Source organism: Sorangium sp. So ce394, from assembly GCF_051474665.1.
In the GTDB taxonomy this organism is placed as follows: Bacteria; Myxococcota_A; Polyangia; order Polyangiales; family Polyangiaceae; genus Sorangium; species Sorangium cellulosum_D.
Window position 1 is genome coordinate 8,055,457 of the sequence record NZ_CP150339.1, and the last position, 26,909, is coordinate 8,082,365.

The 26,909-nt window shown below is 72.2% G+C and carries 20 protein-coding genes and 2 pseudogenes; 9 read left to right on the plus strand and 13 right to left on the minus strand.

Features of this window, described 5'->3' with window-relative positions:
- Positions 1-43: 43 nt before the first annotated feature.
- Positions 44-931, plus strand: a complete 888-nt coding sequence (locus WMF33_RS29520; RefSeq protein WP_437331758.1) for an SDR family oxidoreductase — start codon at positions 44-46, stop codon at positions 929-931.
- A 46-nt stretch (positions 932-977) separates the two neighbouring features.
- Here the strand turns inward: WMF33_RS29520 and WMF33_RS29525 are convergent, their stop codons facing one another.
- Positions 978-1,889, minus strand: a complete 912-nt coding sequence (locus tag WMF33_RS29525; protein WP_437331759.1) for a LysR family transcriptional regulator — start codon at positions 1,887-1,889, stop codon at positions 978-980.
- Positions 1,890-1,946: 57 nt separating this feature from the next.
- Between WMF33_RS29525 and WMF33_RS29530 the strand changes: the two genes are divergently transcribed.
- Positions 1,947-2,954 carry an aldo/keto reductase gene (locus tag WMF33_RS29530; RefSeq protein WP_437331760.1) on the plus strand — a complete coding sequence of 336 codons (1,008 nt, stop codon included), beginning with the start codon at positions 1,947-1,949 and terminating at the stop codon, positions 2,952-2,954.
- A 246-nt stretch (positions 2,955-3,200) separates the two neighbouring features.
- Positions 3,201-3,722: a hypothetical protein gene (locus WMF33_RS29535; RefSeq protein ID WP_437331761.1), complete on the plus strand. Its 522-nt coding sequence runs from the start codon at positions 3,201-3,203 to the stop codon at positions 3,720-3,722.
- On the opposite strand, the gene WMF33_RS29540 is transcribed toward WMF33_RS29535, so the two are convergent.
- The 3 genes from WMF33_RS29540 to WMF33_RS29550 form a co-directional block, all read right to left on the minus strand.
- Positions 3,603-4,319 carry a hypothetical protein gene (locus tag WMF33_RS29540; protein ID WP_437331762.1) on the minus strand — a complete coding sequence of 239 codons (717 nt, stop codon included), beginning with the start codon at positions 4,317-4,319 and terminating at the stop codon, positions 3,603-3,605. The two genes, WMF33_RS29535 and WMF33_RS29540, sit on opposite strands and share 120 nt — an antisense overlap.
- On the minus strand, positions 4,316-5,305 hold the full coding sequence (locus tag WMF33_RS29545) for an NACHT domain-containing protein (RefSeq protein ID WP_437331763.1): 990 nt from the start codon (positions 5,303-5,305) through the stop codon (positions 4,316-4,318). Before WMF33_RS29545 ends, WMF33_RS29540 begins: the two co-directional genes overlap by 4 nt.
- 236 nt (positions 5,306-5,541) lie before the next feature.
- The gene (locus WMF33_RS29550; RefSeq protein ID WP_437331764.1) at positions 5,542-6,198 is read right to left on the minus strand and encodes a glutathione S-transferase N-terminal domain-containing protein; all 657 of its coding nucleotides are present in this window, start codon (positions 6,196-6,198) and stop codon (positions 5,542-5,544) included.
- Between the two features lie 650 nt (positions 6,199-6,848).
- Between WMF33_RS29550 and WMF33_RS29555 the strand changes: the two genes are divergently transcribed.
- The 4 genes and pseudogenes from WMF33_RS29555 to WMF33_RS29570 all read left to right on the plus strand — a co-directional run.
- A complete protein-coding gene (locus tag WMF33_RS29555; protein ID WP_437331765.1) occupies positions 6,849-7,664 on the plus strand; it encodes a hypothetical protein in 816 nt (271 codons plus the stop codon).
- 482 nt (positions 7,665-8,146) lie between these two features.
- A complete protein-coding gene (locus tag WMF33_RS29560; RefSeq protein WP_437331766.1) occupies positions 8,147-10,963 on the plus strand; it encodes a hypothetical protein in 2,817 nt (938 codons plus the stop codon).
- Positions 10,964-11,080: 117 nt separating this feature from the next.
- Entirely contained in the window at positions 11,081-11,809 is a 729-nt protein-coding gene (locus tag WMF33_RS29565; RefSeq protein WP_437331767.1) for a CTP synthase C-terminal region-related (seleno)protein, read from the plus strand.
- Between the two features lie 173 nt (positions 11,810-11,982).
- A pseudogene (locus tag WMF33_RS29570) lies at positions 11,983-12,102 on the plus strand (hypothetical protein); the annotation flags it as partial.
- A gap of 426 nt (positions 12,103-12,528) precedes the next feature.
- Here WMF33_RS29570 and WMF33_RS29575 read toward each other — a convergent pair.
- Positions 12,529-12,678, minus strand: a pseudogene (locus WMF33_RS29575) (AAA family ATPase); the annotation flags it as partial.
- Between the two features lie 381 nt (positions 12,679-13,059).
- Here WMF33_RS29575 and WMF33_RS29580 point away from each other — a divergent pair.
- Positions 13,060-13,686, plus strand: coding sequence for a DUF924 family protein (locus WMF33_RS29580; RefSeq protein WP_437331768.1), 627 nt, complete (start codon positions 13,060-13,062; stop codon positions 13,684-13,686).
- Between the two features lie 303 nt (positions 13,687-13,989).
- Here the strand turns inward: WMF33_RS29580 and WMF33_RS29585 are convergent, their stop codons facing one another.
- From WMF33_RS29585 to WMF33_RS29615, 7 genes are all read right to left on the minus strand, one after another.
- Entirely contained in the window at positions 13,990-15,954 is a 1,965-nt protein-coding gene (locus tag WMF33_RS29585; RefSeq protein WP_437331769.1) for a hypothetical protein, read from the minus strand.
- Positions 15,951-16,343, minus strand: a complete 393-nt coding sequence (locus WMF33_RS29590; protein WP_020737870.1) for a DUF4150 domain-containing protein — start codon at positions 16,341-16,343, stop codon at positions 15,951-15,953. Before WMF33_RS29590 ends, WMF33_RS29585 begins: the two co-directional genes overlap by 4 nt.
- A 52-nt stretch (positions 16,344-16,395) precedes the next feature.
- Positions 16,396-17,115 carry a DUF3540 domain-containing protein gene (locus WMF33_RS29595; RefSeq protein WP_437331770.1) on the minus strand — a complete coding sequence of 240 codons (720 nt, stop codon included), beginning with the start codon at positions 17,113-17,115 and terminating at the stop codon, positions 16,396-16,398.
- Between the two features lie 97 nt (positions 17,116-17,212).
- Positions 17,213-18,286, minus strand: coding sequence for a pentapeptide repeat-containing protein (locus tag WMF33_RS29600; protein ID WP_437331771.1), 1,074 nt, complete (start codon positions 18,284-18,286; stop codon positions 17,213-17,215).
- Entirely contained in the window at positions 18,283-20,955 is a 2,673-nt protein-coding gene (locus tag WMF33_RS29605; protein ID WP_437331772.1) for a DUF2169 family type VI secretion system accessory protein, read from the minus strand. The genes WMF33_RS29600 and WMF33_RS29605 overlap by 4 nt, the downstream gene beginning before the upstream one ends.
- Positions 20,956-20,961: 6 nt before the next feature.
- Positions 20,962-23,397, minus strand: coding sequence for a type VI secretion system Vgr family protein (locus tag WMF33_RS29610; RefSeq protein WP_437331773.1), 2,436 nt, complete (start codon positions 23,395-23,397; stop codon positions 20,962-20,964).
- Between the two features lie 342 nt (positions 23,398-23,739).
- On the minus strand, positions 23,740-24,585 hold the full coding sequence (locus WMF33_RS29615) for an N-formylglutamate amidohydrolase (protein ID WP_437331774.1): 846 nt from the start codon (positions 24,583-24,585) through the stop codon (positions 23,740-23,742).
- Positions 24,586-24,783: 198 nt separating this feature from the next.
- On the opposite strand from WMF33_RS29615, the gene WMF33_RS29620 reads away from it, so the two are divergent.
- On the plus strand, positions 24,784-25,932 hold the full coding sequence (locus WMF33_RS29620) for a hypothetical protein (RefSeq protein ID WP_437331775.1): 1,149 nt from the start codon (positions 24,784-24,786) through the stop codon (positions 25,930-25,932).
- A gap of 37 nt (positions 25,933-25,969) precedes the next feature.
- On the opposite strand, the gene WMF33_RS29625 is transcribed toward WMF33_RS29620, so the two are convergent.
- Positions 25,970-26,758: a VOC family protein gene (locus WMF33_RS29625; RefSeq protein ID WP_437331776.1), complete on the minus strand. Its 789-nt coding sequence runs from the start codon at positions 26,756-26,758 to the stop codon at positions 25,970-25,972.
- Positions 26,759-26,909: the final 151 nt, after the last annotated feature.

Here is a 26,909-nt window from a genome sequence, read left to right on the forward strand (position 1 = left end):
CCGCGCAGGTGCCATGGTGGATCTCGAACCAAGGAGGTCTCTCATGCGTGTCTTCCTCACGGGAGCCAGCGGCTTCATCGGCTCTGCCATCATCCCCGAGCTCGTCCGCGCCGGCCACCGCGTGCTCGGCCTCGCGCGCTCGGACGCGTCCGCCGAGAAGCTCGCCGGCGCCGGCGTCGACGTGCACCGCGGCGATCTCACGGATCTCGATGTCCTGCGCCGCGGCGCCGCCGCCTGCGACGGGGTGATCCACTGCGCGTTCTCCCACGACGACTTCAACGATTACGCCAACAACTGCGCGAAGGACCGCGGCGCCATCGAGGCGCTCGGCGGCGCGCTCGCGGGCTCCGATCGCCCGCTCGTCATCGCCAGCGGCATTGCGCGCCTCACGCCGGGCCGCGTCGTCACCGAGGACGAGACGCCCGACGAGTCGACCGGCGGCCTGCGGGCCGCCTCCGAGCGGCTCGCCCTCTCGTTCGCGAGCCGCGGCGTGCGGGTGTCCTCGTTGCGGCTGCCGCCATCGGTCCACGGGGATGGCGACCACGGGTTCGTCCCGATGCTGATCGAGATCGCGCGCAAGGCCGGGCGCTCCGGGTACGTCGGTGACGGCGAGAACCGGTGGCCCGCGGTGCATCGGCTCGACGCCGCGCGGCTGTTCGTCCTCGCGCTCGAGAAGGCGCCGGCCGGCGCGCGGCTCCACGCGGTCGGCGACGAGGGGATCCCGACCCGCGACATCGCCGGCGTGATCGGCCGCAAGCTCGGCCTGCCGGTCGCGTCGGTCCCGAGGGAGGCTCTCGGCTGGCTCGGCGGGTTCTTCGCGCTCGACACCCCCGCGACGAGCGCGCTCACGCAGGCGCGGCTCGGCTGGAAGCCCGCGCAGCCCGGCCTGCTCGCCGACCTGGAGCACGGCACCTACTTCGCGCGCGCATAGGTGAGCTCATGGCCAGAGCCCGGGGTCGAGAGGGCCGGCAGGCCGGTCAGCCCTTGCTCAGCGGCCGCGCGATCTGGACGATCTTCTCCCGCGCGAACCTGCACGCATCGTCGTCGTCGGTGGCGGCGGGCCAGAGCAGCTCCATGTACCCGGGCTGGATCTCGAACGGCAGGGGCTTGGTCCGGAGGTGCGGCCTGACGGCGCGGATGTCGGCGGCGACGATCTCGGGCACGGTCGCCAGCATCGCGGTGCCGTCGATCAGCGCGCCCAGGTTGGAGAAGGTCGCGACCGAACACCGGATCCTCCGCGTCTTGCCGAACGCGTCCTCCACGAAGCCGCGCAGGTCCCCGTTGTACGAGACGATGACGTGATCGTGCGCGAAGTACTCGGCCTCGGTCAGCTTGCGCAGGCGCGCGTGGCGCGGGTCGTAGAGGCAGGTGAAGCCGGTCTTCAAGAGCCGCTTTCGGCGGACGTTCGAGGGCAGATCGTCGGCGACCGTGATCGCCGCGTCGACGCCGCCCGCGAGCGCCGCGCCCACGGTGCGGAACTGCACGGGCACGGCGATGACGCGCATGCGCGGCGCCTCGCGCTCGAGCGCGCGCAAGAGCGGCGGGAGCAGCCACACCTCGGCCGTATCGGAGAGCCCGAGGCGGAGGGTGCGCTCGCACGTCTTCGGGTCGAAGCTCGGCGGCGCGAGCGCGGCCTCGATCAGGGCGTCGAGGTGCGGCTTCAGCGCCGCGCGCAGCCGTTCGCCGCGGCTCGTCAGCGCGAGCCCGCGCCCGCTCCGCACGAAGAGCGGCGCGCCGACCGTCGCGGTCAGGCGCCGGAGCGCGGCGCTCACCGCCGGCTGCGTCAGGTACAGCCGGCTCGCCGCCTCCGTGACGCTGCCCGCCTCCGTGACGACGGCGAAGACGCGGAGCAGGTTCAGGTCGAGGTCCTTTCCATAAATATCAGGCATGTCAAGAATACATACTATTCATTGGAGCAATGAAACGCGAGCCCCTAGGGTAACTGCATGACAACGACGAACACCACCAAGCTCGGCAAAACTGGCCCCTCCGTCTTCCCCCTCGCCCTCGGCTGCATGAGCATGGCCGGCGGCAGCCCGTACGGCGCGAGCGACGAGGCGGAGAGCATCGCGACCATCCACGCGGCGCTCGATCGGGGCGTGAACGTCCTCGACACCGGCGACTTCTACGGCATGGGCAAGAACGAGATGCTCGTCGGCCGGGCGATCAAGGACCGGCGCGACAAGGTCGTGCTCAGCGTGAAGTACGGCGGCCTGCGCGCGCCCGACGGCACCTTCATCGGCTTCGACACCCGTCCGGTCGCGACGAAGAGCTTCCTCGCCCATAGCCTGTCGCGCCTCGGCGTCGACTACATCGACGTCTACCGGCCCGCGCGCCTGGACCCTGCGGTGCCGATCGAGGACACGATCGGCGCCATCGCCGACATGGTGAAGGCGGGCTATGTCCGCCACATCGCCCTCTCCGAGGTGGGTGTGGAGACGATCCGCCGCGCCGCGAAGGTGCACCCGATCGTGGACCTCCAGATCGAATATGCGATCGTGAGCCGCAGCCCCGAGGCGACGATCTTCCCCGCGCTCGCCGAGCTCGGCGTCGCGGTCACCGCGTACGGCGTGCTCTCGCGCGGCCTGCTGGCCGGGAGCAAGCCGGCCGGCGCGGGCGACATGCGGGCCCACTTGCCGCGCTTCTCGGGCGAGAACGGCCGGAAGAACCAGGCGCTCGTCGACGCCTTCGTCCGGCTCGCAGAGAGGCGCGGCGTCACCCCCGCGCAGCTCGCGGTCGCCTGGGTCCGCGCCAAGGGGGCCGCGCAGGGTGTCACGATCATCCCGACGATGGGCGCGCGCACGCGGAAGCAGCTCGAGGATGCCCTCGCCGGCCTCGAGATCGCGCTCTCGCCCGCCGACGTCGCCGAGCTCGAGGCCGCCGTCCCCGCGGAGGAGATCGCCGGCACCCGCTACCCCGCGCCGATGATGGCGATGCTCGACAGCGAGAAGTGACTCTCGGCGTCCTCGGCGGTCCATTCCTCGAATGACGCGCCAAGGCGTTCTGGCATACCTGAGAGCTCCTCGCCGCTACGCCCGACGCTCACGGACGAGCCGGATGCCTTCCCAGGCGGGCACGATGCCGTCGATGCGAGCCAGGGTGAGGTGGGCCCACCAGTGGACCATCAGGAGAGCGTTGCCGGCATCGTCCGAGGGGGCATCCGTCGGCGCTGAATGGGACGCTCTTCGCTCGTGCGAAGGGTGAGCTCCTTCATCGGTGTGTTGCTGGCGCGGGAGCGGCCCCAATCGCTTGCGATGCAAGTATTCCACAAGATGGGCGAGATACCGGCAGCACGCTCGACGGCGCGCCAGCGAAGCGCGGAGCGTGAGCAAATCGTGCAGGTCGCGCAGCAGCGCGAGCACCGGCCCACTGAATTCGTCTGCCAGGATAGCCTTGATCAAATCCGATATGTCGTTCGGCTCGACCTTGACGGCGCGGACGACGTTGCGGTCGAGGGCGAGATCGCGGCCGAGGGCAAGGGCGCGGGCGACGGCGCCGTTGAGGTCGAACGCGAAGCTGGCCTTGACGGCGCGGTCGCCTGCGCGGTCCGGGTTGCGGATCCCGACCTCGATGGAGTCCCCGATCCGCTTGGCGGCTTTGGCCTATTCGACGTCGTTGTCGCGGCTCAGGGCTTGGATGAGCGCGACATTCGATTGTGCGACGATCTTGCCGTCACGCGCGAGGGCCAAGGCGCGCGAGAGCTCAGGCATGCGAGCGACTGACGGACGAAGCAGCAGCCCGGAGAGGTCCTGCATCCGCTGCTGCAATGAATCTTCTTGGGCACCGGTGAGCCCGATCAAGCCGATCGCGCCATCGCTGGCGCACCAGGCAGCCATCGGCTCAGTGCTGCTGGCAGGGTGCTGAGACGCCTCTTGCGCGGTGGGCAGACGGTATATCACATCGCCCCCATGACGTGCCGTGAGCCACCCGGCAAACGCACGAGCGTCCTCCAGGTGGACGCCCGCGACAGGCGCCCGTGCGCGCCCCCGAGGAAACGACTCCGAGCTCCAGTGATCTGGTTGCGTAAAGACTCTTTCCCGGCGTCTATCATCGATGTAGAGCTGGTACTCCGCGCAGGTCATGTAACCGGGATCGATCTCGCGGGTGTCGTCGATCCTCTGGAAAGTACGCAGGCGACACGCCAGGCGCACCTCCATGGCGAGGCGCCGTCGCTGATCGTCCTTCGACTCCAGATCGGCCACCAGGCGTTGCTCCACCTCGAGGCGCAACGTCGGTTCAAGGCGCTGCGCTTCCCCCAGGCACTCGCTCGCGAGCGCGAGCGCGGGCACGGTGTCCAGCGCGAGGCTCGCCTGAATCAAGGCGGAAGCATCGCCCTGCGCCGCATAGAGGCAGAGCGCCTCGTGCCACCGCGCGAGGTGAGCACGAAGGGCGATCGCGGATAGGCCGCGATCTGCTGGTCCACCCAGGACGAGACGCGGGCGCGGGCCTCGTCGTCCGCCACCTCGTCGAGGCCATCGAACAGCACGACGCACGCTCCAGCCTGAAGCTGTCGCTCGAACCAGCGCGGAGGCGGCGGCTCGCCGAGCTTCTTCGCGAAGTACGCCTGCGCGAGGTCGCCCAGCGACGACGGCGACGCGGCGACGAACGCCGCCGTATGCTCACGCAACGAAAGAAAGATCGGGAGCAAGGCGCGGAGCCGGTGAGGGCGTTTGCGATGGGCGGCCAGGGTCAGAGCAACATGCTGGAGGAGCGTCGTCTTACCGCTGCCTGGGGGGCCGAGGAGGGCGAGGGCCTCCCCTTCTCCTTGGGCGGTGCGGCTCAAAAAGTCCCAGATGGTGCGGTTCCCCGAGAGCTCCTTTCCGCCGAGGGGGCTCAAGCTGACCTGCTGCGCGCTGTTCGGCGTGATGCGGACCTCGACGAAGACCTGATCGAGGTGAATGGTGAAGGCGCCCTGGGTGCGCAGGCCCCGGACGTTGAAGCTCCGGTGATCGAGGAGGAGCCGCCGGAGGTAGCGGCGCCGGTAGCTGCTGACGAGGTTGAGCAGGCTCGCCTGGGCGGCGCCGGCGAGGTGCCGTGAGCCGTCGGTCAGCCCCGTGACGACCTCCGGCTCGAGGTTGCTCCACACCTTCTTGAGGACGCCGCCGACCATCAGCGACGCCTCGTACGCGAGGACCAGCAACGTCGTTGTGCCCGGGTGCTCCTTGGCCCACGTTGCCAGCGGGCTGTGGAGCACCGCCGTGATGCCTCCACCGATCACCGGGAGTTGGCTGAGCAGCAAGCTCAGCGCTGCCTTGTTCGGCGTGGCGCTGGGGGCCAGCGCAGGATCGGGTTGCTTTGGTGCCATCGCGCTCGATCCAGATGGATCGGGCAAGGAGGGCGGCGTCAAAGAGGGCACCCTCATGAACAGGGGCAGGATATCTCGACCTGTGGAGGTGGTTCCGTCAAACCGGGGACCAACCGCGCGGTTGGTGGATCCGCCCAAGGACGAATTTGCGGCGCCTCACCGTCGGGATCCATCGGAAGCCGTCGGGATCTCTGACACGCCGAACCAGCGGCGGGCCTCGCCGGCGCCGGGCGGGCTCACGGCGCGTCGAAGCGGTACGCGGTCGCCTGCGCCGACGCGCGCTGGCCGAAGTCGTCGCAGAAGGCCGACAGGGCGCGATAGCCGCTCGTGGGCAGCAGCTTCCGGAACTCGAGGTGCGTGACGAGGCAGAACGCGCAGGCCTCCAGGTAGCTGACGTCGCGCTCCGGGGGCAGCGCGGCGCGCACCGCCTCGATGTTGTCGTCGAGCCAGGCGAGCATGTTGAGCAGGCTCTTTTGCAGCTTCACGAGCTGCGCGTCCTCCTTCGGCGTCCCCGCGAGCTGGCCCATGATCAGCGTGACCTCGGTCGCCATCGCCTGCACGACGAGCTCCTGCGCGTTCGCGGTCAGCGCCTCGGTGAGGTGCTCGGGCCAGACCACGCGTCGCGGCGCGGGCGCCCGGCGGGCGAGCTCGCGGCAGATGTTGAGCGAGCCGAGCCACGTGGTCGCCCCCGTCCGCAGGATCGGCATGCGCAGCGCCGGGTTGCCCGCGTAATCCGCGGCGTCCACGGAGCGCAGATCGGGGACGACCTCGAAGGCGCAGGCGACCCCGAGCTCCGCGGCGAAGAGGCGCGCGACGCGCGTGAAATGGGAGCTCGAACGGCCGACGAGCGTGGGGATGCTGGCAGGATCGGGGGTGGGCTCGGTCACCCGCACGACGTACCACGAGCGCCGCCGCGAGGGCCAGACGGCTGCGGGGTTGCTGCGGCGGCAGGGGCGGCAGGTCCATCCCGTCGTACAGCCACGCTGCACACGTCGGCCGGACAGAGGATCTTCATTCAGTCCCCTCTCGCGAGAAAGCAGCGCTGAATCGAGAATCGCTCACGGATCGAGATCGGCCGCTCGCGACGTCGGGCGGACGAGGCGCACCCGACATGGGCTGGCCCTGGACCGCGCCCGAGTGCGTCCCTCCGGAAAAAAAACCGCCAAGACGCCGAGGACGCCGGGAGAGCAGAAGATTTTTCCGGCGTCCCAGCCGGCTGTCCCATCCCCGCCTGCGGGCTCCGCCCGTCGACAGCACATGAATCCGGGACACGCAGCGCGACTCGATAGATATTTCCAACACCCATCTTCCTGCGGAAAGCTCTCCAGATGAACGACAACACCCCCTGTATGCGCACAACAGCAGGAGCTCGCGACAGCCATCGATGTCCAGCGCCGCGATTGCATTGCAGTATCGTCGTCACATAAACGATCCCCTCATCCAGCATCGCGCATTGCGTCGCGCGCGCTCGCGTGCTTTCTAATCTTTTCATGAATCGGTCGAGCGGCGAACGTCGCGCGGCCATCACCATGAAGAGGTTACCTTGCTTTACTATAACACTCCGCTTCGACTGGTCTTGTGCCTGGCCATCGGCCTCTCGGCGACGGCCTGCAACGGCCTCAACATCGATCCAGAGGATTGGGGCATCGGCGGCGGCGGCGGCGACGGCTCGGACGACGGCGACGCCGCCAGCACGACCGACAGCGCCAGCAGCTCGAGCCAGGGCGGCGGCAGCGCCACCGCGGGCTCCGGCGGCGCGGGCGGCGACGCCGCCACCACGGGCGCCGGCGGCGACGCCGCCACCGGCGGCGCAGGCGGCGACGCCGCCACCACGGGCGCGGGCGGCGACGCCACCACCGCCGGCGCCGGCGGCGCGGGCGGCAGCGCCACGACCACCGCGGGCTCCGGCGGCGCGGGCGGCAGCGCCACGACCACCGCGGGCTCGGGCGGCGCGGGCGGCGCGGGCGGCGGCGCCACCACCGCGGGCGCCGGCGGCGCGCCTCCGCTGGATCCCGCCTGCGGCCCGGACACCGCGACCTTCGCCGATGTGGCGCCCATCCTGGAGCGGAGCTGCTCGAACCAGTACTGCCACGGCAACGCCAGCTCGCCGGCCGGCGGGCTCGATCTGCGCACGGCCGCGGCGGTCTCCGCGATCGTCAATCAGGACGCCGGCTCGTGCTCCAGCGAAAAGGCGCTCGTCGTGCCGTTCATGCCGAGCAGCAGCTATCTCATGAACAAGCTGAAGGGGGTCGACCTGTGCGACCCTGACGAGTTCAGGATGCCCCTAGGCACGCCGCTGCCCGACGCCGAGATCAAGACGATCAACGACTGGATCTGCGCCGGCGCCCCCGACCGCTGAGCATCGTCCGCCCCCGCGGACCTCGCGCCGCCCCCCGCCGGCGGCGCGCATCGACCGAGAACGCCCTCCCCACCTTCCGCAGATCGCCCCGTCCAAAGCTGACGAGCGGCCCGTCGCGCCGCTTTCCGCCGCGCCCCCCTGCCGCGCGCCTTATCGCCGACGGACGCGCGCGCGGCGAGGCCACGGCCGGGGCTGATGTGCGCTGCCGCGGTCGGAGACGCGGCCGCGGAGATGGAGACGGACGGAGCCCTCTGCCGGCGACGCCGCGCGCGGGCGCTCACCCGCGACGCCGCGACGCCGCGAGCCACGAAGACAAACCAGCGCGGACGTCGTCCGCCTCCGCGGTAAGGCGTCGCGATCCGTGCTCTTCACCTACTTTGCTGTTGTCAGTCGCCACGTGTTCTGTAGCATCCGAAGCTGAGCATCTCTCCTTCGCTTGCATCTTAGGCGCACGAGCACGACCCCCCAATCAAGGAGGATCCATGAACGCAAGGAGCATCGGGCTCTCGAGGCGCGGCATTGGCCGTGCCCTCTCCAGGGTTGCCTTCGCCGCGACCCTGTTCGCCGGCGTGTCGTCGGGCCCGGAGGCCATCGCCGCTCCGTCCTACCGGCTGTTCGAGAGCGGGCAGGTCCGTCCGCTCGCGCTATCGCCGAACGGCAAGCTGCTCTTCGCCGTCAACACCCCGGACAACCGCCTGGAGGTCTTTGCCGTCAACGCGGGCGGCCTGGCGCACCGCGCCTCGATCCCCGTCGGGCTCGAGCCGGTCGCGGTCGCGGCGCGCAGCGACGAGGAGGTCTGGGTCGTCAACCACCTGTCCGACAGCGTGAGCGTGGTGCGCCTCGGCCCGCTCGGGTACCGCGGCGCCGTCGTGCGCACCCTGCTCGTGGGCGACGAGCCGCGCGATATCGTCTTCGCCGGCCGGAACAAGCGGCGCGCCTTCATCACCACGGCCCACCGAGGGCAGAACATCCCTCACGACCCGCAGCTCACCACGCCCGGGGTCGGCCGCGCCGACGTGTGGGTCTTCGACGCCGCGAGCCTCGGCGCCTCGCTCGGCGGCGACCCGCTCACCATCGTCACCCTGTTCGGCGACACGCCCCGCGCGCTGGCGGCGACGCCCGACGGGTCCCGCGTCTACGCGGCCGCGTTCCACTCGGGCAACCGCACCACCATCGTCCACGACTCCCTCGTTCCCGACGGGGGCGAGGAGGCCGGCGGGCTGCCCGGCCCCACGACGAACTTCGAGGGGGTCCCGAGGCCCGAGGTGGGGCTCATCGTCAAGTTCGACGGCGAGCACTGGGTCGATGAGCTGAGCCGCCCCTGGGACGACAAGCTGCGGCTGTCGCTGCCGGACAAGGACGTCTTCGTCATCGACGCCAAGGCCAATCCGCCGGCGCAGCTCCCTGGCTCGAGCGGCTTCTACACCGGCGTCGGCACCATCCTCTTCAACATGGCCGTGAACCCGGTGAGCGGGAAGGTGTATGTCAGCAACACCGAGGCGCGCAACGACCTCCGCTTCGAGGGGCCGGGCATCTTCGCCGGCAGCAGCCTGCGCGGCCACCTGCACGAGAGCCGGATCACGGTGCTGAGCTCCGCCGGCGTCGCCCCGCGGCACCTCAACAAGCACATCGATTACGACGCTTGCTGCGCCCCGCTCCCGAACGACGAGAACGAGAAGAGCCTCGCGCAGCCGCTCGGCATGGCGGTGAGCGGCGACGGCAAGACGCTGTACGTCGCCGCGTTCGGCTCCTCGAAGATCGGCGTCTACGACACCGCCGCGCTCGAGGGCGACACCTTCACGCCGAGCACGGCCGCGCAGATCCCGCTCACCGGCGGCGGACCGACCGGGATGGCGCTCGACCAGGCCCGCAAGCGCATGTACGTGATGACCCGCTTCGACAACGCGATCTCCGTGATCGACACCGCCGCGCGCGAGGAGATCGCGCACCTGCCCCTCTACAACCCCGAGCCGCCGAGCGTCGTCGCGGGGCGGCCGTTCCTCTACGACGCCCGGATGAGCTCGAGCCACGGGGACTCGTCCTGCGGGAGCTGCCATGTCTTCGGCGATTTCGACAGCCTCGCCTGGGACCTCGGCAACCCGGACGGCTCGGTGGTCAACAACCCGACGCTGGTCGTCCCGCCCATCCCCGGCGCCGGGTTCGGCGACGACGGGTTCTTCGGCGAGGACCCCGATTTCCACCCGATGAAGGGGCCGATGGTGACGCAGAGCCTGCGCGGCATGGACAACCACGGCCCCATGCACTGGCGCGGCGACCGCACCGGCGGCAACGCCGAGCCCACGTCGCAGCCGGACGAGGGCGGCTTCGACGAGGAGGCGGCGTTCAAGAAGTTCAACCCCGCGTTCATGGACCTGCTCGGGCGGCACGCGGAGCTCGGCGACCCGGAGATGCAGGCCTTCACCGACTTCATCCTCCAGGTCACCTACCCGCCCAACCCGATCCGCAACCTCGACAACTCGCTCACCCCCGCTCAGCAGAGCGGGCGCGACACCTTCATGAACACCGTCGTCGCGCCGACGGGCTCGTGCGAGAGCTGCCACCGGCTCGACCCCGGCGGAAACCCGTCGGAGGGCGCCTTCGCCGGCTTCTTCGGGACCGACGGCCGCGCGGCGGTCTCACCGGATCCGCAGTTCTTCAAGGTCCCGCACCTCCGCAACCAGTACCAGAAGGTCGGGATGTTCGGCGCGGCCTTCACCACCCTCTCGCACGGCCCCGATCCGTTCCTCGGCGATCAGGTGCGCGGCTTCGGCTTCAACCACGACGGCGCCTTCCCGGACCTGTTCCGCTTCAACAGCGGGTTCGACCAGTTCGAGGGCAACCCCGTCGGCCTCCCGGTGACCCCCGAGAACGCCCAGCTCAAGCGGGACATGGAGCAGTTCATGCTGGCCTTCGACTCGAACCTCGCGCCGATCGTCGGGCAGCAGACGACGCTCACCGCGAGCACCTACGCCGCGGTCGAGGGGCGCATCGATCTCCTCATCGAACGCGCGGACGCCGGCGAGTGCGATCTCATCGCGAAGGGCCGGATCGCGCAGCAGGAGTTCGGGTTCCTCTACCTCGGCGGCGGCCAGTTCGCGGCCGACCGGCAGTCGCTCGGCGCCGTGCCGGACGCGCTGCTGCGGTTGCTGGTCGCCCTGCCCGGCAGCGCGCTGACCTACACCTGCGCGCCGCCGGGATCCGGCGAGCGCATGGGGGTCGACCGCGATCTCGACGGGCACCTCGACGGCGACGAGACCTCGGCGGGCAGCGATCCGGCCGATCCCCAGAGCACGCCCTGAGGCGGCGCGCTCCGCCGGAACGCGGCCGCCGCGGCCCGGCGCGCCGCCGCGGAGAATCGGCGGTATCGAGGAGCGCTCGAGTTCTGCGGCGGCGCCGAGCACGCTAGAGTGCGGCGCATGACGTCGACAATCCAGGTGGGGCTCGTCGGTGATCGCGACGACGCGGTGACGGCCCACCGGGCCATCCCGGTGGCGCTGCGGCTCGCGGGGGAGGCGCTGGCGGCGCCGCTCGCGTTCGAGTGGGTCCCGACCGAGGAGGTGGCCGACGCGTCGCGGGTGGCGCGCTACGACGCCCTCTGGTGCGTGCCGGCCAGCCCGTACCGGAGCATGGACGGCGCGCTGCGGGCGATCCGCTTCGCCCGCGAGCAGCGGCGCCCGTTCCTCGGCACCTGCGGCGGCTTCCAGCACGCGATCGTCGACTACGCGCGCCACGTGCTGGGCTGGTCGGACGCCGAGCACGCGGAGACGGCGCCGGAGGCGCGGCGCGCGGTGATCGCGCCGCTTGAATGCGCGCTCGTGGAGGCGACCGGCGCCGTTCGTTTCCGCGCCGGCAGCCGCATCGCGCAAGCGTACGGCCGCGCCGAGGCTACGGAAGGATACCGCTGCCGCTACGGCCTGAACCCGGAGTTCCAGGCCGCGCTGGTCTCGGGCCCGCTGCGCGTCAGCGCGGAGGACGACGCCGGCGACGTGCGCGCCGTGGAGCTGGACGGGCACCCGTTCTTCGTCGCCACGCTGTTCCAGCCGGAGCGCGCCGCGCTCGCCGGTCAGCTGCCGCCGCTCGTGGCCGAGCTCATCCGGGCGTGCTCGCGAACATCGCACGAGGATCGCAGCACCCGTCCCATGTGACGTTGATGGAGTACTGAAGGGGTCGCATTACGTGCTCCTGAAGCGGGCTAACGTTCGAGGTGAGGCGGGACTGACGGCAAGGTAGCCTGGCCGCCGGAAGGATCATACGCACAACCTGGAGGCGGCCAGGGTGCCTTGCCGTTGGGCCTCGCCTCGACCGAGAGGACGGCACGGTGTGGTGCTGGGGTTCGAACACGTGGAGACAGCTCGGGGACACAACCTGCATCACGCGGCCGACCGCGAGGCCCGTGGTCGGCGTGGCGGACGTCGAGGGGATCGCGCTCGGGCGGGATCACACCTGCGCGATGGCGAGCGATCACCGGGCGATTCGCTGGGAGGCGAACGATCACGGCGCGATCGGCGACTCGAGCGCGCCGGCGGAGCGCTCCCTCGAGGCGCGGGTGGGGCGGCTCGAGCGCGAGGTCCAGGCGCTGCTCGAGCGGCGATCCGCGTCGATGCGCGACGAGCTACGCTGCCCTGCATGCGGCGCGAGGAAGATCCTCCACGCGCCCAAGGTCCTCGACGCGGACGCCGACGGGCGGAGCGAGCTCGCCATCGCGAAGCCGAGCGTCTGGAGCAGCCGGAGGGTCGGCAAGCTCGAGGCGTACATCTGCGCGAGCGCGTCCGCCCGCGTTGTGAAGCCATGCAAGGTCGCCCGTGATGGGCGCCTGCACCGCCCGCTTCGCCGACGTGATGAGCCAGCGTGGTGTAGACAATACCCGGACCAGATCGTGGAAACTGGACAGCACGGCCAGCTGGCGCTGCGGGGAGAGTGCGGCCTCGGGCTCGTCCAGGAGGTAGATCCCGTGGCCGCCGAAGCGGTGCGTCACCAAGGCCAGGAACGACTCGTCATCCCTGAGAGGTCGACCGAGCCGCCCCGATCCGGTAGGCTGATGATGCTGGCTCGTCGTGGGGTCGGCGCATTGCTTTGAAGCGGGGGTGCCTCTCATGTTGCTGACACGACTCCGTGACCAATTTCCCGAGCGAGACGAGAAGCCGACGCCCGCGGCTCACGTGGAAGATGTGGTCATCCTCGTCCCAGGATTCTTGGGCTTCGACGGCCCTGAACAGCAAGGACTCCGACCCTTCTTTCGGCGATCTCCCCACGCGTACCGGCAAGACCGACGCTGGGGCTCGCAGCCGCGTCGCGGAAGCGGCCGCCGAGCGCCTCAACCGGGAGATACACCTGCTCGCGTCCGGCAGGGCGCCGCGCGCCCCGGCCGGCGGACAGCTGACACCGAAGAAAGCTGATGCTCATGACAGAAGAAGTCGAAGAGGTCCTCGGATTCTGGTTTCCGGAGCGGATGAGCGGTGACAAGGAGGAGCTCACTCGCCAGGTCGAGTGGTGGTTCCGCGGCGGCGCGGACGCCGCCATCCTGGAGCGGTTTCCGCCGCTGCTGGAGCGCGCTGCGCGAGGCGAGCTCGACGGCTGGTCGAGCGCGCCTCGCTCCCGGCTGGCGCTCATCCTCGTGCTCGACCAGTTCTCTCGCACCGTGTACCGGGGGACGGCTCGCGCGTTCGCGCAGGACCCGAGAGCGCTCGCCTTGGCGCTCGAAGGGATCGAGATCGGTCATCACGCGGCGCTGGAGGACCCTTGGCAGAAGACCTTCTTCTTCTTGCCGCTCGGGCATTCGGAGGACCTCTCCTACCTGGATCGAGCGGTCCAGCTCGCCGAGGAGCTCGTGGGCACGGTGCCCGCGGAGTTTCGTTGGTGGTTCGAGTTCTCCGCGAACCAGGCCCGCGGGCATCGCGACGTGATCTCGCGGTTCGGTCGGCATCCGCATCGTAATGAAGCCCTGGGCCGGCAATCGACGCCGGAGGAGATCGAGTACCTGGCGAGCGGCCAGCTCGTTCATGCGCGCCCCCTGCCGCGCTAGTGGGAGCGACAGCGGTAGAGCGAACAGTGGCGACGGCTCAGCGGCACCAAGGGCGCTCAGGCCACGGTCGTGCGCCTCGTCACGGCCCCACGTCGCACACCGTGACGCCCTCGCCGCCTGCCACGACGGGGAGCGCTCCGAGGCGTCCGCCGAGCTGGCTTGGCATGGCGGCGGCCTGAGGGACATTCTCAGGTTTCGTCTTGCGCACGTCATTTCCTCTCTTGCGCCTTCCACGCATGGCGATGCATGCACACGATGAATCATGCCGATTCCTCGCGAGGCGCCGCGCGGCGGCGCAGGCGCTCAGCGCGATTGCAGGAAGTACCTGCGCGCCGCCTCGCAGAGCTCCGGCCAGCGCTGGGCGAGCGCGGGATCGGCGGCGAGGCGGGCTGACCAGAAGGCGTCGAGCGCGGCGCGCGCGGCGGGGGTCGGGACGCCGTACCGCGCGTGCGTGCTCTCGACGTAGGCGGGGTACAGCTCGCACGCGACGACGAGGCCGGCGTACTGGTTGAGCGTGAGCGGTGGCGGCGAGCGCATGCTGAGCGGATCGCCGGCGCTCGCAGGGGCGGGCGCGGACGGCGGCGGGACGCTCGGCGCGGGGGGCGGGTGGGCGCCCGGCGTGGCCGCAGGAGAGATGCTCGGCGGGGCCGCAGGAGATATGCTCGGCGGGGCCGCAGGAGAGATGCTCGGCGGGGCCGCAGGAGAGATGCTCGGCGGGGCCGCAGGAGAGATGCTCGGCGGGGCCGCGGGCGGGACGCTCGGCGGGGCCGCGGGCGAGATGCTCGGCGCCGAGGCCGGCGGGGCGCTCGGGCCTGCAGCCACGGGAGGGCGCTCGTGGTGGGTCGACGACGCCGCGAGGCCGTGGTGCGCCGCCGGGGGAGGCTCGCGCGGCGGTGTCCCGTCGCTCGCGACGGGCTGGAAAGGGAGGGCCGCGTCGAAGCGCGCTACGGACGGCCGCGGGCGCTCCTCGGACGCCACCTGGATGAAGGGCAGCGCCGGGCCGACGAACCTGCCCGTCTCGGGGAGCGTCTTGCTGAAGGGCCTGGGCTGCTCGCTCCCCACGGGCGGCTCGATCCGAGAGGACGGCGGCTCCGTCCGGGAGGACGGCGGCTCCGTCCGAGAAACCGGCGCGGACTCGGGCGCAGACGCGGGCGCGGCCAGGGGCGCAGGCGCGGCCACCGGCGCAGGCGCGGCCACCGGCGCAGGCGCGGCCACCGGCGCAGGCGCGGCCACCGGCGCGAACGGCAATCCCCCGCCTGGCCGTGACAGCGGCCCCGACGCCTCCACCAGCGCTGGCGCGCTCGTCACGGCAGCAGCATCTTCCGCCTCGCGCGCGGCCACCGGCGCAGGCGCGGCCACCGGCGCGAACGGCAATCCCCCGCCTGGCCGTGACAGCGGCCCCGACGCCTCCACCAGCGCCGGCGCGCTCGTCACGGCAGCAGCATCTTCCGCCTCGCGCGCGGCCACCGGCGCAGGCACCGCCACCAGCGCAGGCACCGCCACCGGCGCAGGCACCGCCACCGGCGCAGGCACCGCCACCAGCGCAGGCACCGCCACCGGCGCAGGCACCGCCACTGACGCTGGCACCGCCACTGACGCTGGCGCTGGCACCACCACCGCCGCCGGCGCTGGCACCGCCACCGCCGCCGGCGCAGGCACCGCCACCGGCGCAGGCACCGCCACCGGCGCAGGCACCGCCACCGGCGCAGGCACCGCCACCGACGCTGGCGCTGGCACCGCGGCCAGCGCAGCCAGGCTCATCGGCGGGGGTGCCGCCACCGACGCAGGCGCCGCCACGAAGGGCAATCCCCCGCCCGGCCACGAGCGCGGCCCCGACGCCTCGACCAGCGCCGGCGCGCCCGTCGTGGCAGCGGCGGCCTCGGCCTCGCGCTGCGCAGCGGCCCGCTTCGCCTCGGCCAGCCGCTCGTCGAGCGCGCGGCGCGCGTCCTGGAGCGCGCCCATCGCCTCGGCGCTCTCGCCGTCCGGGCCGAGGACCCGGCCGATCGCCAGGATCATCTCGCGCGCGGCCCGCAGCGCCGGCTCGTCCACCGCGCGGCCGGGCAGGTGCCGGCTCGAGAACGCCGCGAGCTCGTCGTCCTCGCAGCGCGCCAGGTCCGCGAGCCGGGCCGCCACGCGGCGCCGCTCCGGATCGGCGCTGCTGCCCCGCAGCGGGCGCATCGCCGCGTCGAGCTTCGCCAGCGCCTCGGCGAGCGGGCGCCTCTCGGACGAGGACGCTTCCATCGCGGGCAGGGGGCGCGCGCCGCTCACGGGGAGAGCACGACCACCGTGGTGACGCTCGGCACGATCGCCATGCCCACCGTGTTCGTGCTGTTCTGCAGCGAGAGGCTCGTCAGGCGCGTCATCGGCGCGCAGCCGACGATCACCGTGAAGGCCGCGGTGATGTTGCGCGACGGGCCCATCACCATCCCGGACGCGACGCCGAGCGCGACGCCCGGGTTGTCCCCCATCGTGAGCGGCGCGACGGTCAGCATGTTGTGCGCCGGCGCGCACGTGACCAGCACGTTCGGCACGAACAGCACGCTCATCGGGTGCAGCGAGATGTTCGGGTACGGGATCGGCACCGGCGCCGGCGTGGGGGTCAAACACACGTCGGGGAACGCCAAGCACATCCCCCCTGCGGTCGTCTTCGCGAGCATCGCTTCACCCCTCGTCCTTGCCAGCGTCCGCGGCGCCCCGCGGCGCGGGCCCTCAGCCGATCTTCACCTGCTCGCCGTCGAGCTTCGCGAGCGTCCGCGCGGCGACGATCGTGTTCTCCCCGCGGACGGCCGCGAGCCCCTCCGCGCGCAGGTCGAAGACCCCCGCGCGCACCTGATCGAGCGCCTCGACGAAGCGGAACGCCTGCTTCGCCCGCTGCACGAGGCGGCCTGCGCGCGCTTCCATGCGCTCGGCCACGACGACCGCCTTCTGGAGGTGCGCCTCGAGCGACCCGCCCACGAGCCCGAGCTCCTCGATCGCGACGGCCGCCGCCTGCGCGCGGACCTGGAGCTTGCCCGCGAACAGCCCCACCTCCCGGGCGGCGGCGATCTCGATCTGGTCCCCCGCGCCGAGCCCGAGGCGCCCCGTCGCCTGCACCTTCAGGTCGCCCTCGGCGACCACCCGCGTCGTCGCGCCGGCCTCGCCCTCGAGCACCGCGAGGACGAACACCTGATCCCCGTCCGTCGCGCAGAGCACCCGATCCCCCGCGTCCGGCGCCACGAGGCAGCTCTTCGCGCGCCGCGCGATCACCGGGCCGCCGCCGAGCTCGACCAGGAGCCCCGACGCCGTGCCCCGGACGACGCCCGTCTCGAGCGACGGCGCGCGCCGCGGCGCCGCCTCCACCGGCGGCAGATCCACCGCGGCCAGGAGGTCGTCCTGCGCGCTGTCGTCGTGTGCCACCGTCAGGGGCTCGCGGGCCGCCGTGCTCTGCATCTCGGATCTCCTCGGCCCGGCTCCGCCCGTTCGGGACGTGCAGGCCGCCGCGCTAGTTTCAGAGAGTCTTCGGGGGGAATCAACGGCATCTCGCGCTTCACGGGCGCTCTGCGTCTCGCTCGCCGCCGCGCTTCGGCTTCCAGTCCTCGAGCGCGGCGAGCTTCTCGTCGTCGCCCAGCCACCCTGCCCCGGCCGGCAGCCGCGCGCCGTCGCGGCGGGCGCGGTGCAGCTTCGCGCGGAACATCGACGCCTGCGTGAAGTCGGCGCCGGACAGATCGCAGTGCGAGAGGTCCGCGTACGCGAGCTTCGCGCCGACGAAGCGCGCGCCGGGGCACGAGGCGAACGCGAGGTACGCCTCGACGAGCTCCGCGCCCGAGAAATCGGCCTCCGCGAGCGCGGCCCGCTCGAAGATCGTGTTCTTCAGCCTCGCCCGCGGGAACCGCGCCTGCGCCGCCTTCGCCTCGCCGAAGAGCGCCTGCGTCAGGACCGCGTCGCTGAAGTCGCAGCCCGACACGTCGACGCCGGTGAAGTTGCACTGCGTCGCGTCGCAGCCCGCGAAGCTGGAGCCCGCGACGCTGCCGCGCATGAACTGCGTGCGGAACAGCCTGATCCCCTGGAACGCCCGCGCGCCCAGCGCGGCCTCGACCAGCGTCGTGAGCGTCAGGTTCGCGCCGTCGAGCAGCGCCGTGCGCAGGTCGAGCCTGTACAGCGTCGCCTTCTCGAGGTTGGCGCGAGAGAAATTGGCGCCGTCGGCCCTGACCTCGACGAGGTTCGCCCGGTCGAGGTTCGCCCCCTCGAACGAGGCGCGCTCGACCGAGCACGTCGTCCACGTCGCGATGGGCGCCTCCGCGCCCGACAGCGCCGCGCCCTCGAGCGTCGACTCGACGAAGCTCGCGCCGACGAGCCTCGCCCCCGAGAGCGTCGCCCCGTCGAGGCGGCTCCGGAAGAAGGTCGTCAGGTGCAGGTCCACGCCCGACGCGTCCACGCCCGACAGGTCGCACTCCGCGAACGTCGACTCCTTGACGAGCGCGCCCCGCATCGCGCGGGGCATGCGGACCCGGTCGAACACCGCGCCCGAGAGATCCGCGCCCGTCAGGTCGAGCCCGGAGATGTCCACGGCCTGGATCGGCTCCCCGTGGCGGACCTTGTCGAGCACCTCGTCGCGGTTCATGTCGCGCCTCCGGGAGCCGGCGCCGCCTGCCGGTCGAACCGGGCGAAGTCGACGCTCGCCTCGGCGAACGTCGTCCGGCTGTCCCCGCGCGCGCGGCTGAAATCGGCCCGGCAGAGCTGCGCGCCCGTGAAGTCGGCCCCCGCCAGGCGCGATTTCGAGAGGATCGCCTCCGTCAGGTTGCACCCGCGGAGCGAGGCGCGGTCGAGGTTCGTCCGGATCAGCAGGGCGTTCTTCATGACCGCGCGGTCGAAGATCGCGCCCGTCGCGTCGGCCTCGGAGAGATCGGTCATCGTCATCTGGGCGCGATCGAAGCGCGCGCCGCGCAGGTCGGTCGTCCGGAAGCAGGTCCTGTCGAGCACCGCGTCGCGGAAGTCGGCCTCGGGCAGGCCGCTCTTGTGGACGGCGACCCCCTCGGAGAAGCGCGCGCCCGCGAAGCGCGCCCGCGACCCCGTGCAGCTCATCAGCGACGTCTTGTGCAGCCGCGCGCCCGACAGGTCCGCGTCGTCGAGCGAGCACTCCAGCAGCGTCGCCCGCTCGAGGTTCGCCCCGGCGAGGTTCGCGTCGGCGAAGCTCGTCTGGACGAACGAGCAGAGCGAGAGGTCCGCGCCCGAGAGATCCACGCCGGCCCAGCTCACCTGGAGCACGTCCGCGCGCTCGAGCCGCGCCCGCTTCAGGCTCGCCCCGGCGAGCCTCGCGCCCATCAGGACGGCCTCGGTCAGGTCGGCGTCGTCGAGCACCGCGCCCTCGAGGTTCGCCTTGCCCAGGTTCGCGCCCCGGAGCCGCGCGCCCGTGAGGTTCGCGCCCGTGAGGTCGGCCCTCGCGAGCACCGCGCCCTCGAGCACCGCGCCCGAGAGGTCGCAGCCGCGCAGGTCGGCCCCCTCGAGGAACGCGCGCACGAAGCGCATCCCCCGCAGATCGACCCCGCGGAAGTCGGCGCCGGTGAGGTCGCGCTCGTCGAGCGGCTCGCCCGCTTCGCGCGCCGCATCGACGACGACGCGCGCCATCTGCGCGGCCTCGGCGGTCATCGGCAGGGCCTCGGACCGGAGGTGCGCCGAGCCGCGGTAGCCCTCGCGCGCCGTCTGCTCCAGGCGCAAGAGCTGCTCGTGGAACGCCGGATCCGCGAGCATCGCCTCGAGCTCGAGGTTGGGCACGCCGCCGCGGCGCCCCGCCTCGGCCAGCTCGGCGTACTGCTGGAGCTGCGCCTGCGCCGAGAACTTCGGCGGGCCGCCGGGCGGCTCGTCCTCGTTCTCGGCGCGCCGGAGCGTCTCCTCGGACACGCCCATGTCCGCGGCCCGCGCTTTCATGCGCTCCTCGGCCTCCTTCTTGAGGCGCCCTGCCCGCTCCTCCTCCTCCTCCATCTTCCGCGACGCGGTGTCCAGGTACACGACCAGCGCGTCGAGATCGTCGACCGGCGGCGGCGCTTCCTCCTCCGGCAGCGGCCCGTCGAGGCCGTAGCGCGCGGGGTCGATGCCGTCGGCGAGGAGCTCCTCGCGGCGGCGCTCGCGCTCCCGTTCCGCGCCGCGCCGCAGGTTCGGCGCGGCGAGGTTCTCGCTCTTGATCCACTGCATCATCTGGAGCCCGGCGACGTTCGCGACGACGCCCGACTCGCGCGGCGGCATGAGATCGCTGTCGCTGAGGGACGCGATCGCGCCCCGGTCCCTGTCGATCCGCCGGGCGAGCGCCTCGCGGTAGTGCTCGATCGGCCGGGGGCGGCCGATCTCCTCGCAGGCGACGACGAGATCGACGATGTCCGCGGCGTCGTCCTCGGCCACGGGCATCGAGCCGTGGAAGATCACCACGCCGAGGTTGGCCGAGGGGAAGAGCCACACCGTGTCGCAGCGGACGGGCAGCTCCACGAACGCCTCCCCGCCCGCGTCGCGGCGGGTGACGAGCACGCGCGCGGCGAGGCCGGGGAGCGCGCCCTCGATGCGCGGGCGCGTCGGGTGCATGTTCTCCACGACGAACGCCTCGTCGCCGCGCAGCGGCTCGGCGCTCCATTGATCGCTCGGCGCGACGTTGAAGAAGGCGGGATCCACGTCGGGCGGCAGGCCGGGCGCCCACTTCTCGGCGTAGTCCGGGCCGTACGTCCCCGCGCGGGCGCGGCGCTGGGCGAACGTCACGTCCATCGGGAGGAAGGACGCCGGGCCCGGCCGGTCGCCGGGCGAGCGGATCAGCGCGCCGTAGTGCTCCACGTTCGGCAGCGGCCGGACGCGCTGCCCGCCGCGCTCGACCTCCTCGAGCCCCTTGCCGTAGGGGTTCGCCGCGTCCTTCGGCCCGCCGAGGGCGTGCGCCCAGTCGATGGGCATCTCCGCGAACGGCTCCGGCTCCGTGAAGCCGTGGCCGGTCCAGTGCCGGTCGCCCAGCACGGCCAGGCGCTTGTCGACGGCGCCGAGCCGCGCGCGCACGAACGACGCGGCGACGCGGCGACCCTCCGGGGCGTAGCACCGGCCCGCGACGAGCAGCTCGCCGCGCGCCTTCGCGATGCCGTCGTCGAGCGGGAGGCCCCCGAGCTCCGGGGTCGCGGCCTGCCAGAACGTCATCTCGTCGACGAGCGAGCGCGGCGCGTCGAGGGGGAACGCCACCATGGCGCCCACGTGGAACCTGAGGCGCCGCGCGACCTCGACCACGCGCGTGAGCGCCGGGACCTTGAGGGGTTTGACGACTCGCATCCGCGCTCAGAGCTTCGTGAAGCCGGCGTTGTACGCGATGACCCCGGCGAGGATCAGGCCGATCGCCTTCTGCTTCAGGTAGGTGCCGAACTGGTTCATCTTGAGGCCGACGGCCTTCTTGTCCATCCCGACGTAGTCGAGCTTGATCCCCACGAGCTCGAGCTTGAGCCCGTACAGCGTCTGGTAGAGCGCGGCGTGGTCGGTCTTGAGGACGCCGCTCGCGCCCTTGTAGACGTAGAGCTCGTGCTTGTTCGGCGTGAGGTCGAACGTCAGCCCGAGCACCTCCCACTTCAGGTCGGTGGCGGTGATCTTCGCGCTCGGCGCCTTGATCACGAAGCTCGTGTCGCTCTTCAGGTCGACGTTGCCGCCGAAGTGGCCGTTCCAGGTGGTGGCGACCTCGGTCTTCCAGCTCTGGTAATCGTCGAAGCTCAGGGCCGTGACCTTGTGCGTCCACGGCCCGGTCACCGTCGACGAGCCCTCCGGCTCGATCGTCTGCTCGTACGTGCCGTGGACGTCGTGCTTCATCCCGCCGCTCGTGATGGTCAGCGTCATCCCGTCGGTGATCGTCTGCTTCATGCCGCCGGCTTCCACGGTGTCCACGCGGCCCGTCTTGATCGTGGTCGTGCGCGTCGCGTAGTACGTCTCCGTCGCCGCGCCGGTGACCTGGAACGTGTACGTCGCGCCGACGCCCGCCCAGAGGTCGCCCACCACCATGCTGAACTTCTGCCCGCCGACGTTCTCCCAGGAGTCGCCGCCGATCCAGGACCCGCCGTCGCCGCACGTCGTCTCGAGGTAGCTGAACGTGACGTCGACGAGGCTGCTGCCCCCGACCGCCGGGTCGGCGTTCTCGGGGGACAGGAACGTGCCGACCTGCGTCTCGCCGTCGCCCGTGTAGACCGACGAGTGGCCGCCGCTCGGCGTGCCCATGTAGATGCCGGTGCGGTTGTTCGGCGTGTGGAGGAAGATGAACTCCTTGCCCTGCTCGTCCTCGAGCACGAGCTGGTTGCCGCTGCCGGTCCGGATGATGTTCTGGCTGAGGTTGCGCTCCCCGACGACGCTCGGCCGGTGCGCGTTCGGCACGACCCCGGCGATGAACGGCCGGTCCGGGTCGCCGCCGAGGAAGGCGATCATCACCTCGGTCCCCTTGCGCAGCGGGAAGTGGAAGCCCTCGGTGGTCCCGCCGTGGGGCTGCATCATGCGCACCCGCGTCGAGACGCGCGCGTCGGGCAGGCCGCTCGTGTCGAACTCGAAGCGCACGAGGTAGCGGCCGTCGGCGTCGATCTGGGCGTACTGGCTGTCGGCGGGGCCGCAGACCACGGCGTTCTCGAGCCCGTAGATGCGCGGCCACGGCGTCGTCTGCGGCGCGCGGAACTGCACGTCGGCCGGGATCGCGAGCAGCTTCACGCCGTAGATGTCCTTGTCCGAGAGCCGCGTGAGCTTCGCGATCTCGGGCGTGATCCCGGCGATCGACGCGGTGTGGTGCACCTCCAGCGCGAGCCACTCCTCGCCGACGTCGCCCGGCTGGTCCTCCAGCGAGAACCGGTACCCGGCGCGGGGGCCGAGCACGTCGCCGCTGCCGCGCAAGGTCACCTCGCGGCAGCCGATCGACTGCGCGCGCACCTGCGCGAGGCGCTCGGCGTCGCTCTGCATGAAGACGCGGTAGCCGTACTCGCGGATCGCGCCCAGCCCGTTCTGGGTGATGCTGCTCTCGCCCTTCACCGACGCGGACGGGTTCGAGTAGTTGTAATCGGCGATGGTGACCGACTTCGGGAGCCACTGCACGTCCTGCTCGAGGTGGTGCAGGCCCGGCGGCGCGGTCACGTCTTCGCCGAAGAGGGGGACGTAGCGCACGGCGCCGCCGCCCGGGAAGTCGTCGTGCAGCCCGCGGTCGTCCACGACGACGAGCACCTCGCCGGGCCCGTCCTCGGGGTGCTCGAAGTAGTAGTAGAGCCCCTCGCGCTCGAGCCACCGGTGGAAGAACGCAAGGTGCGTCTCGCGGTACTGCGCGACGAACTCCTCGACCGGGTAGTCGGCGTCGTCGATCGAGAAGCGGAACTCGCTGGCCGCGAGCCCGCCGCTCTGGAGCGTCGCCGAGAGGAACTCCTTGACGGCCTGGTTCGTGAAGACGTGGCTGCGCCAGAAGTGGCGCAGGAGCCAGAGCTTCGGCACGAGCAGCGCCTGGTACAGCGCCCGATCCGCGTTCTGGTGCAGGAGGCGCACGCTGGCGATCACCCCGTGCAGCACGAACGGGTCGTTCCCCTGGCCGCGGTTCGCGCGGACGGTCGCCCGCTCGCCCACCGCCTTGCGCACGTCGGTGTTCGCGGGGACGGAGAAGAAGAGCTCGAACTCGTACGGCTGCGAGACGTGCTCGGTGCCCCGGAAGCCGATGAAAGCGACGCTGGCGAGCGCCGAGCACGAGAGCGTGAAACCGTCGTGGCGCATCAAGAGTCTCCCGTCCCAGACCTAAGTGTTGACGGCGGAATCTCGGCGCATCGCGCCGCGGCGTCAACGCTCAGCTGCTGCCGGGCGGCGCCGCGAAACAGGGGATCCGGCGGTGGGATGAGCGCGCACGTGTGCGCGTCCGGCGCCTGACCGCGCAGCGCCGACGACGCGCGCACCGCGTGGTCGTGCCGCGTCGCCGCGCGGTGGCGGTATTGTGCAGCGTCAGCGTGCGATGGCGGCTTCGTCATCGCGCGATGGCGGCCTCTTCACGGCTTCGTCGCGGCTTCGTCATCGCGCGATGGCGGCCTCTTCACGGCTTCGTCATCGCGCATGGCGGCTCCGTCATCGCGCGGCGGCGGCGTCCTCGTGCGGCGTCATCGCGCCGTGATCTCGCGCGGCGGCCGCGAGCGCGGCCACGACGCCGCGCGCGAAGCCGCGGAGGCGCGCGACGTCCTCGGGGCGAGGCGTGAACGAGGGCGCGTCGCAGTAAAGCCGGCGGGCGAGCTCGACCTGGAGCGCGTGCACCCCCTCGTCGCGGCGCGCGTGCCGCTCGATCGCGTGGCCACCGGGGAACGGGTCGTCCAGCGCGAGCGACAGGCCGTGCGCGCGCGCGACGTCGGCGACCGCATCGCGCGCCCAGCCGGCCGCGCTCGCGCCGCCCCGGGTCCCGAGCACGACGTCGGCCGCGCGCGGGAACAGGACGTCGGGGTAGCTGTGCGCCGACACGAGGATCGCCACGCCGTGGCGCGCGCGCGCGGCGGCGAGGCGCGCGGCGACCTCCGCGTGGTACGGCTCGAACACCTCGCGCACGCGGCGCTCGACCTCGGCGCGCGGCGGCGGGCTGTCGAGCCACGCCTCGCCGCTCGCCGAGCGCCGCCGCACCTCCCGCAGCCCGTAGGGCAGCTTGTCCTCGTAGGGCGTGGGCACGCGCGGGGCCGTGTTGAGGTCGATGACGAAGCGGCTCGCCGTCGCCACCACGAGCGCGGCGCCCTCGAGCGCGACGTCGCCGAAGAGCGCGTCCGCCGCGACGTCCGCGTCGGCCACGAGCGCGCGCTCCGGCACCCGCGTGAAGCGCGCCGCGCGCTCGTCCACGGCGAGGCCCGCGTGCGGGACCTCGACGACGACCGGCCCCGGCGCGGCGGGCTCGTGGACGCGGAACGGGCGGAGCGGAGGCGGCGGCGCGGACATGATCCTCTCCGCGGGTGTACGCGCGGGACGCGCGGGAGGGAACGGGCGCCCGCGCCCTCGCGGGGAGCGCCGGGCCGACGCGCCCTCCGGCGATCTTCCGCGCGCGCGACCACGCGGAGGCGCCGCCGCGGAGGCGCCGGGTTTTTCGCACGGGCGCCCCGCTTTGCGCTCTCATGGCGGGCCATGGGACACCGCCTCATGTCCATCGTCAGCGACCACCACCTCGACGCCTGGCTGTCGTCGGTCCTGGTGGACGGCGTCGCGACGGTCGGCCTGCTCGTCCTCGCCGCCCACGCCGTCCGGCTGGCGCTCCGCGAGCGCCGCGCCGCCGCGCAGGCCGAGGCGTCGTTCGATCCCGGCGTCGCGCTCGCGCCCGGCGAGGCCGTCGTCATGGGCACCGTCGAGCGAGCGCAAGGGGCGGACGTGGCCGTGCGCGTCGAGGTCGAGCAGGAGGGGTCCGAGACGGAGAGCTCCGGCGTCTGGAGCCACGAGTGGTCCGAGACCGATCGCAAGGTCCGGGTGCAGCCCTTCTACCTGCGCCACGCCTCGGGCGCGCGCGTCCGCGTGGAGCCCGGCGAGGACGTGACGCTCGTCGACGCGCTCGACGGCATGATCCTGGTCGATCGCACGAAGCGCGTCCGCGTCGCCGAGCTCGTGCCCGGCGAGCAGGTCTTCGCGGTCGGCGAGCTCCGGCGCGCGCCCGACCCCGAGGCGCCGACCCAGGGATACCGCGGCGCGGCGCAGGGGTTCCTGCTCGTGCCCCGCTCGCACGGGCGGCGCATGCTCCTCTCGTCCGAGCCGCTCGGGCAGCGGTTCGCGCGCAGGGCGGCGTTCCACCTGCGGTGGGGCGCCTTCGCCGCGGTCGCGTCGATCGCGTTCAACGCCGCGTTCGCGGGCTTCCACGCGCGCCGCTGGCTGGGAGAGACGATCGATGTCCGCGTGACCGAGCTGAGAGAGATCGAGAGGGGCGACACCGACTACCACGAGGTGACGGCGCAGGGCGAAGGCGGCGCCGCGATCGTGGACGAGGTGTCCCACGCCGCCTTCGCCCTACTCCGGAAGGGCGACGCGCTGAAGGCGCGCCACGTCCCGTCGTGGCCGTTGGCCAGCGCGATCGGCCCCGGCGTGACGGCCCACTCCGCGGCCTGGGTCGCGTTGCCGCTCCTCGGCGTCCTCGCGTTCGCCTACCTCATCCGCGCGCACGGCACGCGGCCCTGGTACGAGAAGAAGGTGGTCGATCAGGGGAACGGCAAGCTGCCCGACGTCGAGCCCGGGGCGCAGGCGGCCGTCGCGAAGAAGGCCCCGAAGCGCCCGGAGGGCCGCCGCCGGAAGACCTCGTCCGGCTGATCGGCCCCGCGCGGCGCCGTCGCGCGGCCGGGCGCGGTCATCCGCCCGCGTTCGCGAGCTCGCTCGGCTTGATGAGGGTGAAGGCCGCGCCCCAGAGATCGGTGACGACCGACTGCCGACCATAAGGCGTGTCGAAGGGCGGCACATGCACCTTGCCGCCCAGCGCCTCGACCTTCGCGAGCGCGGCGTCGAGGTCGTCGACGGCGAAATACGTCATCCAGTGCGGCGGGACGTCGGCCGGCCACTGCGCGTTCATCTGGAGCACGCCGCCCGCCGTCTTCTGGCCCTTGTGGAGCGTCACGTAGTCGATCCCGGGCGCGTCGAGCTTCTGCGCCTCGAGGTCGAAGACGCGACAGTAGAAGTCCGCCGCCTTCTTGTGATCGCGGGTGTTCACCTCGTGCCAGATCATCGAGCCGTGCTCGAGGATCGCCTGCGCGCCGGTGTGGTTCTTCGGCTCCCAGACGCCGAAGGCGGCGCCGGTCGAGTCGGACGCGACGAGCATGCGCCCATGATCCGCCACCGCCATCGGCCCCATCAGGATCTGCCCGCCGTTCGCGCGGATGCGCTCGGCGATCCGGTCGGCGTCCTCGCCGTCGAAATAGACGCACCACACCGGGGGGAACGTGGCGCCCGCGGGCCGCTGGCCGATGCCGGCCGCGCGGCGCCCGCCGACGCTGCACGTCGTGTAGTGGTGGAGCTCCGGCGGGCCGACTTCGAACGTCCACCCGAAGAGCGCGCCATAGAACTTCATCGCGCCGTCGAGGTCGGGCGTCATCAGATCGACCCACGATAGGGTCCCCGGGGTGTGCCGCTCAATCGTGCTCATGTGAGGTCCTCCGTGCGGTGGCGTGAACGGCGGCGACCCTATCACGGCTCCCCGCCATCGACGGTGGTCCGGCGCGCGCGCCGCGTCGCTGCGTCGCCGCTGCGCCGAGCGGAGGCGCATTGCGCGGCGTCGCTTCTTTCTTCCATCCGCC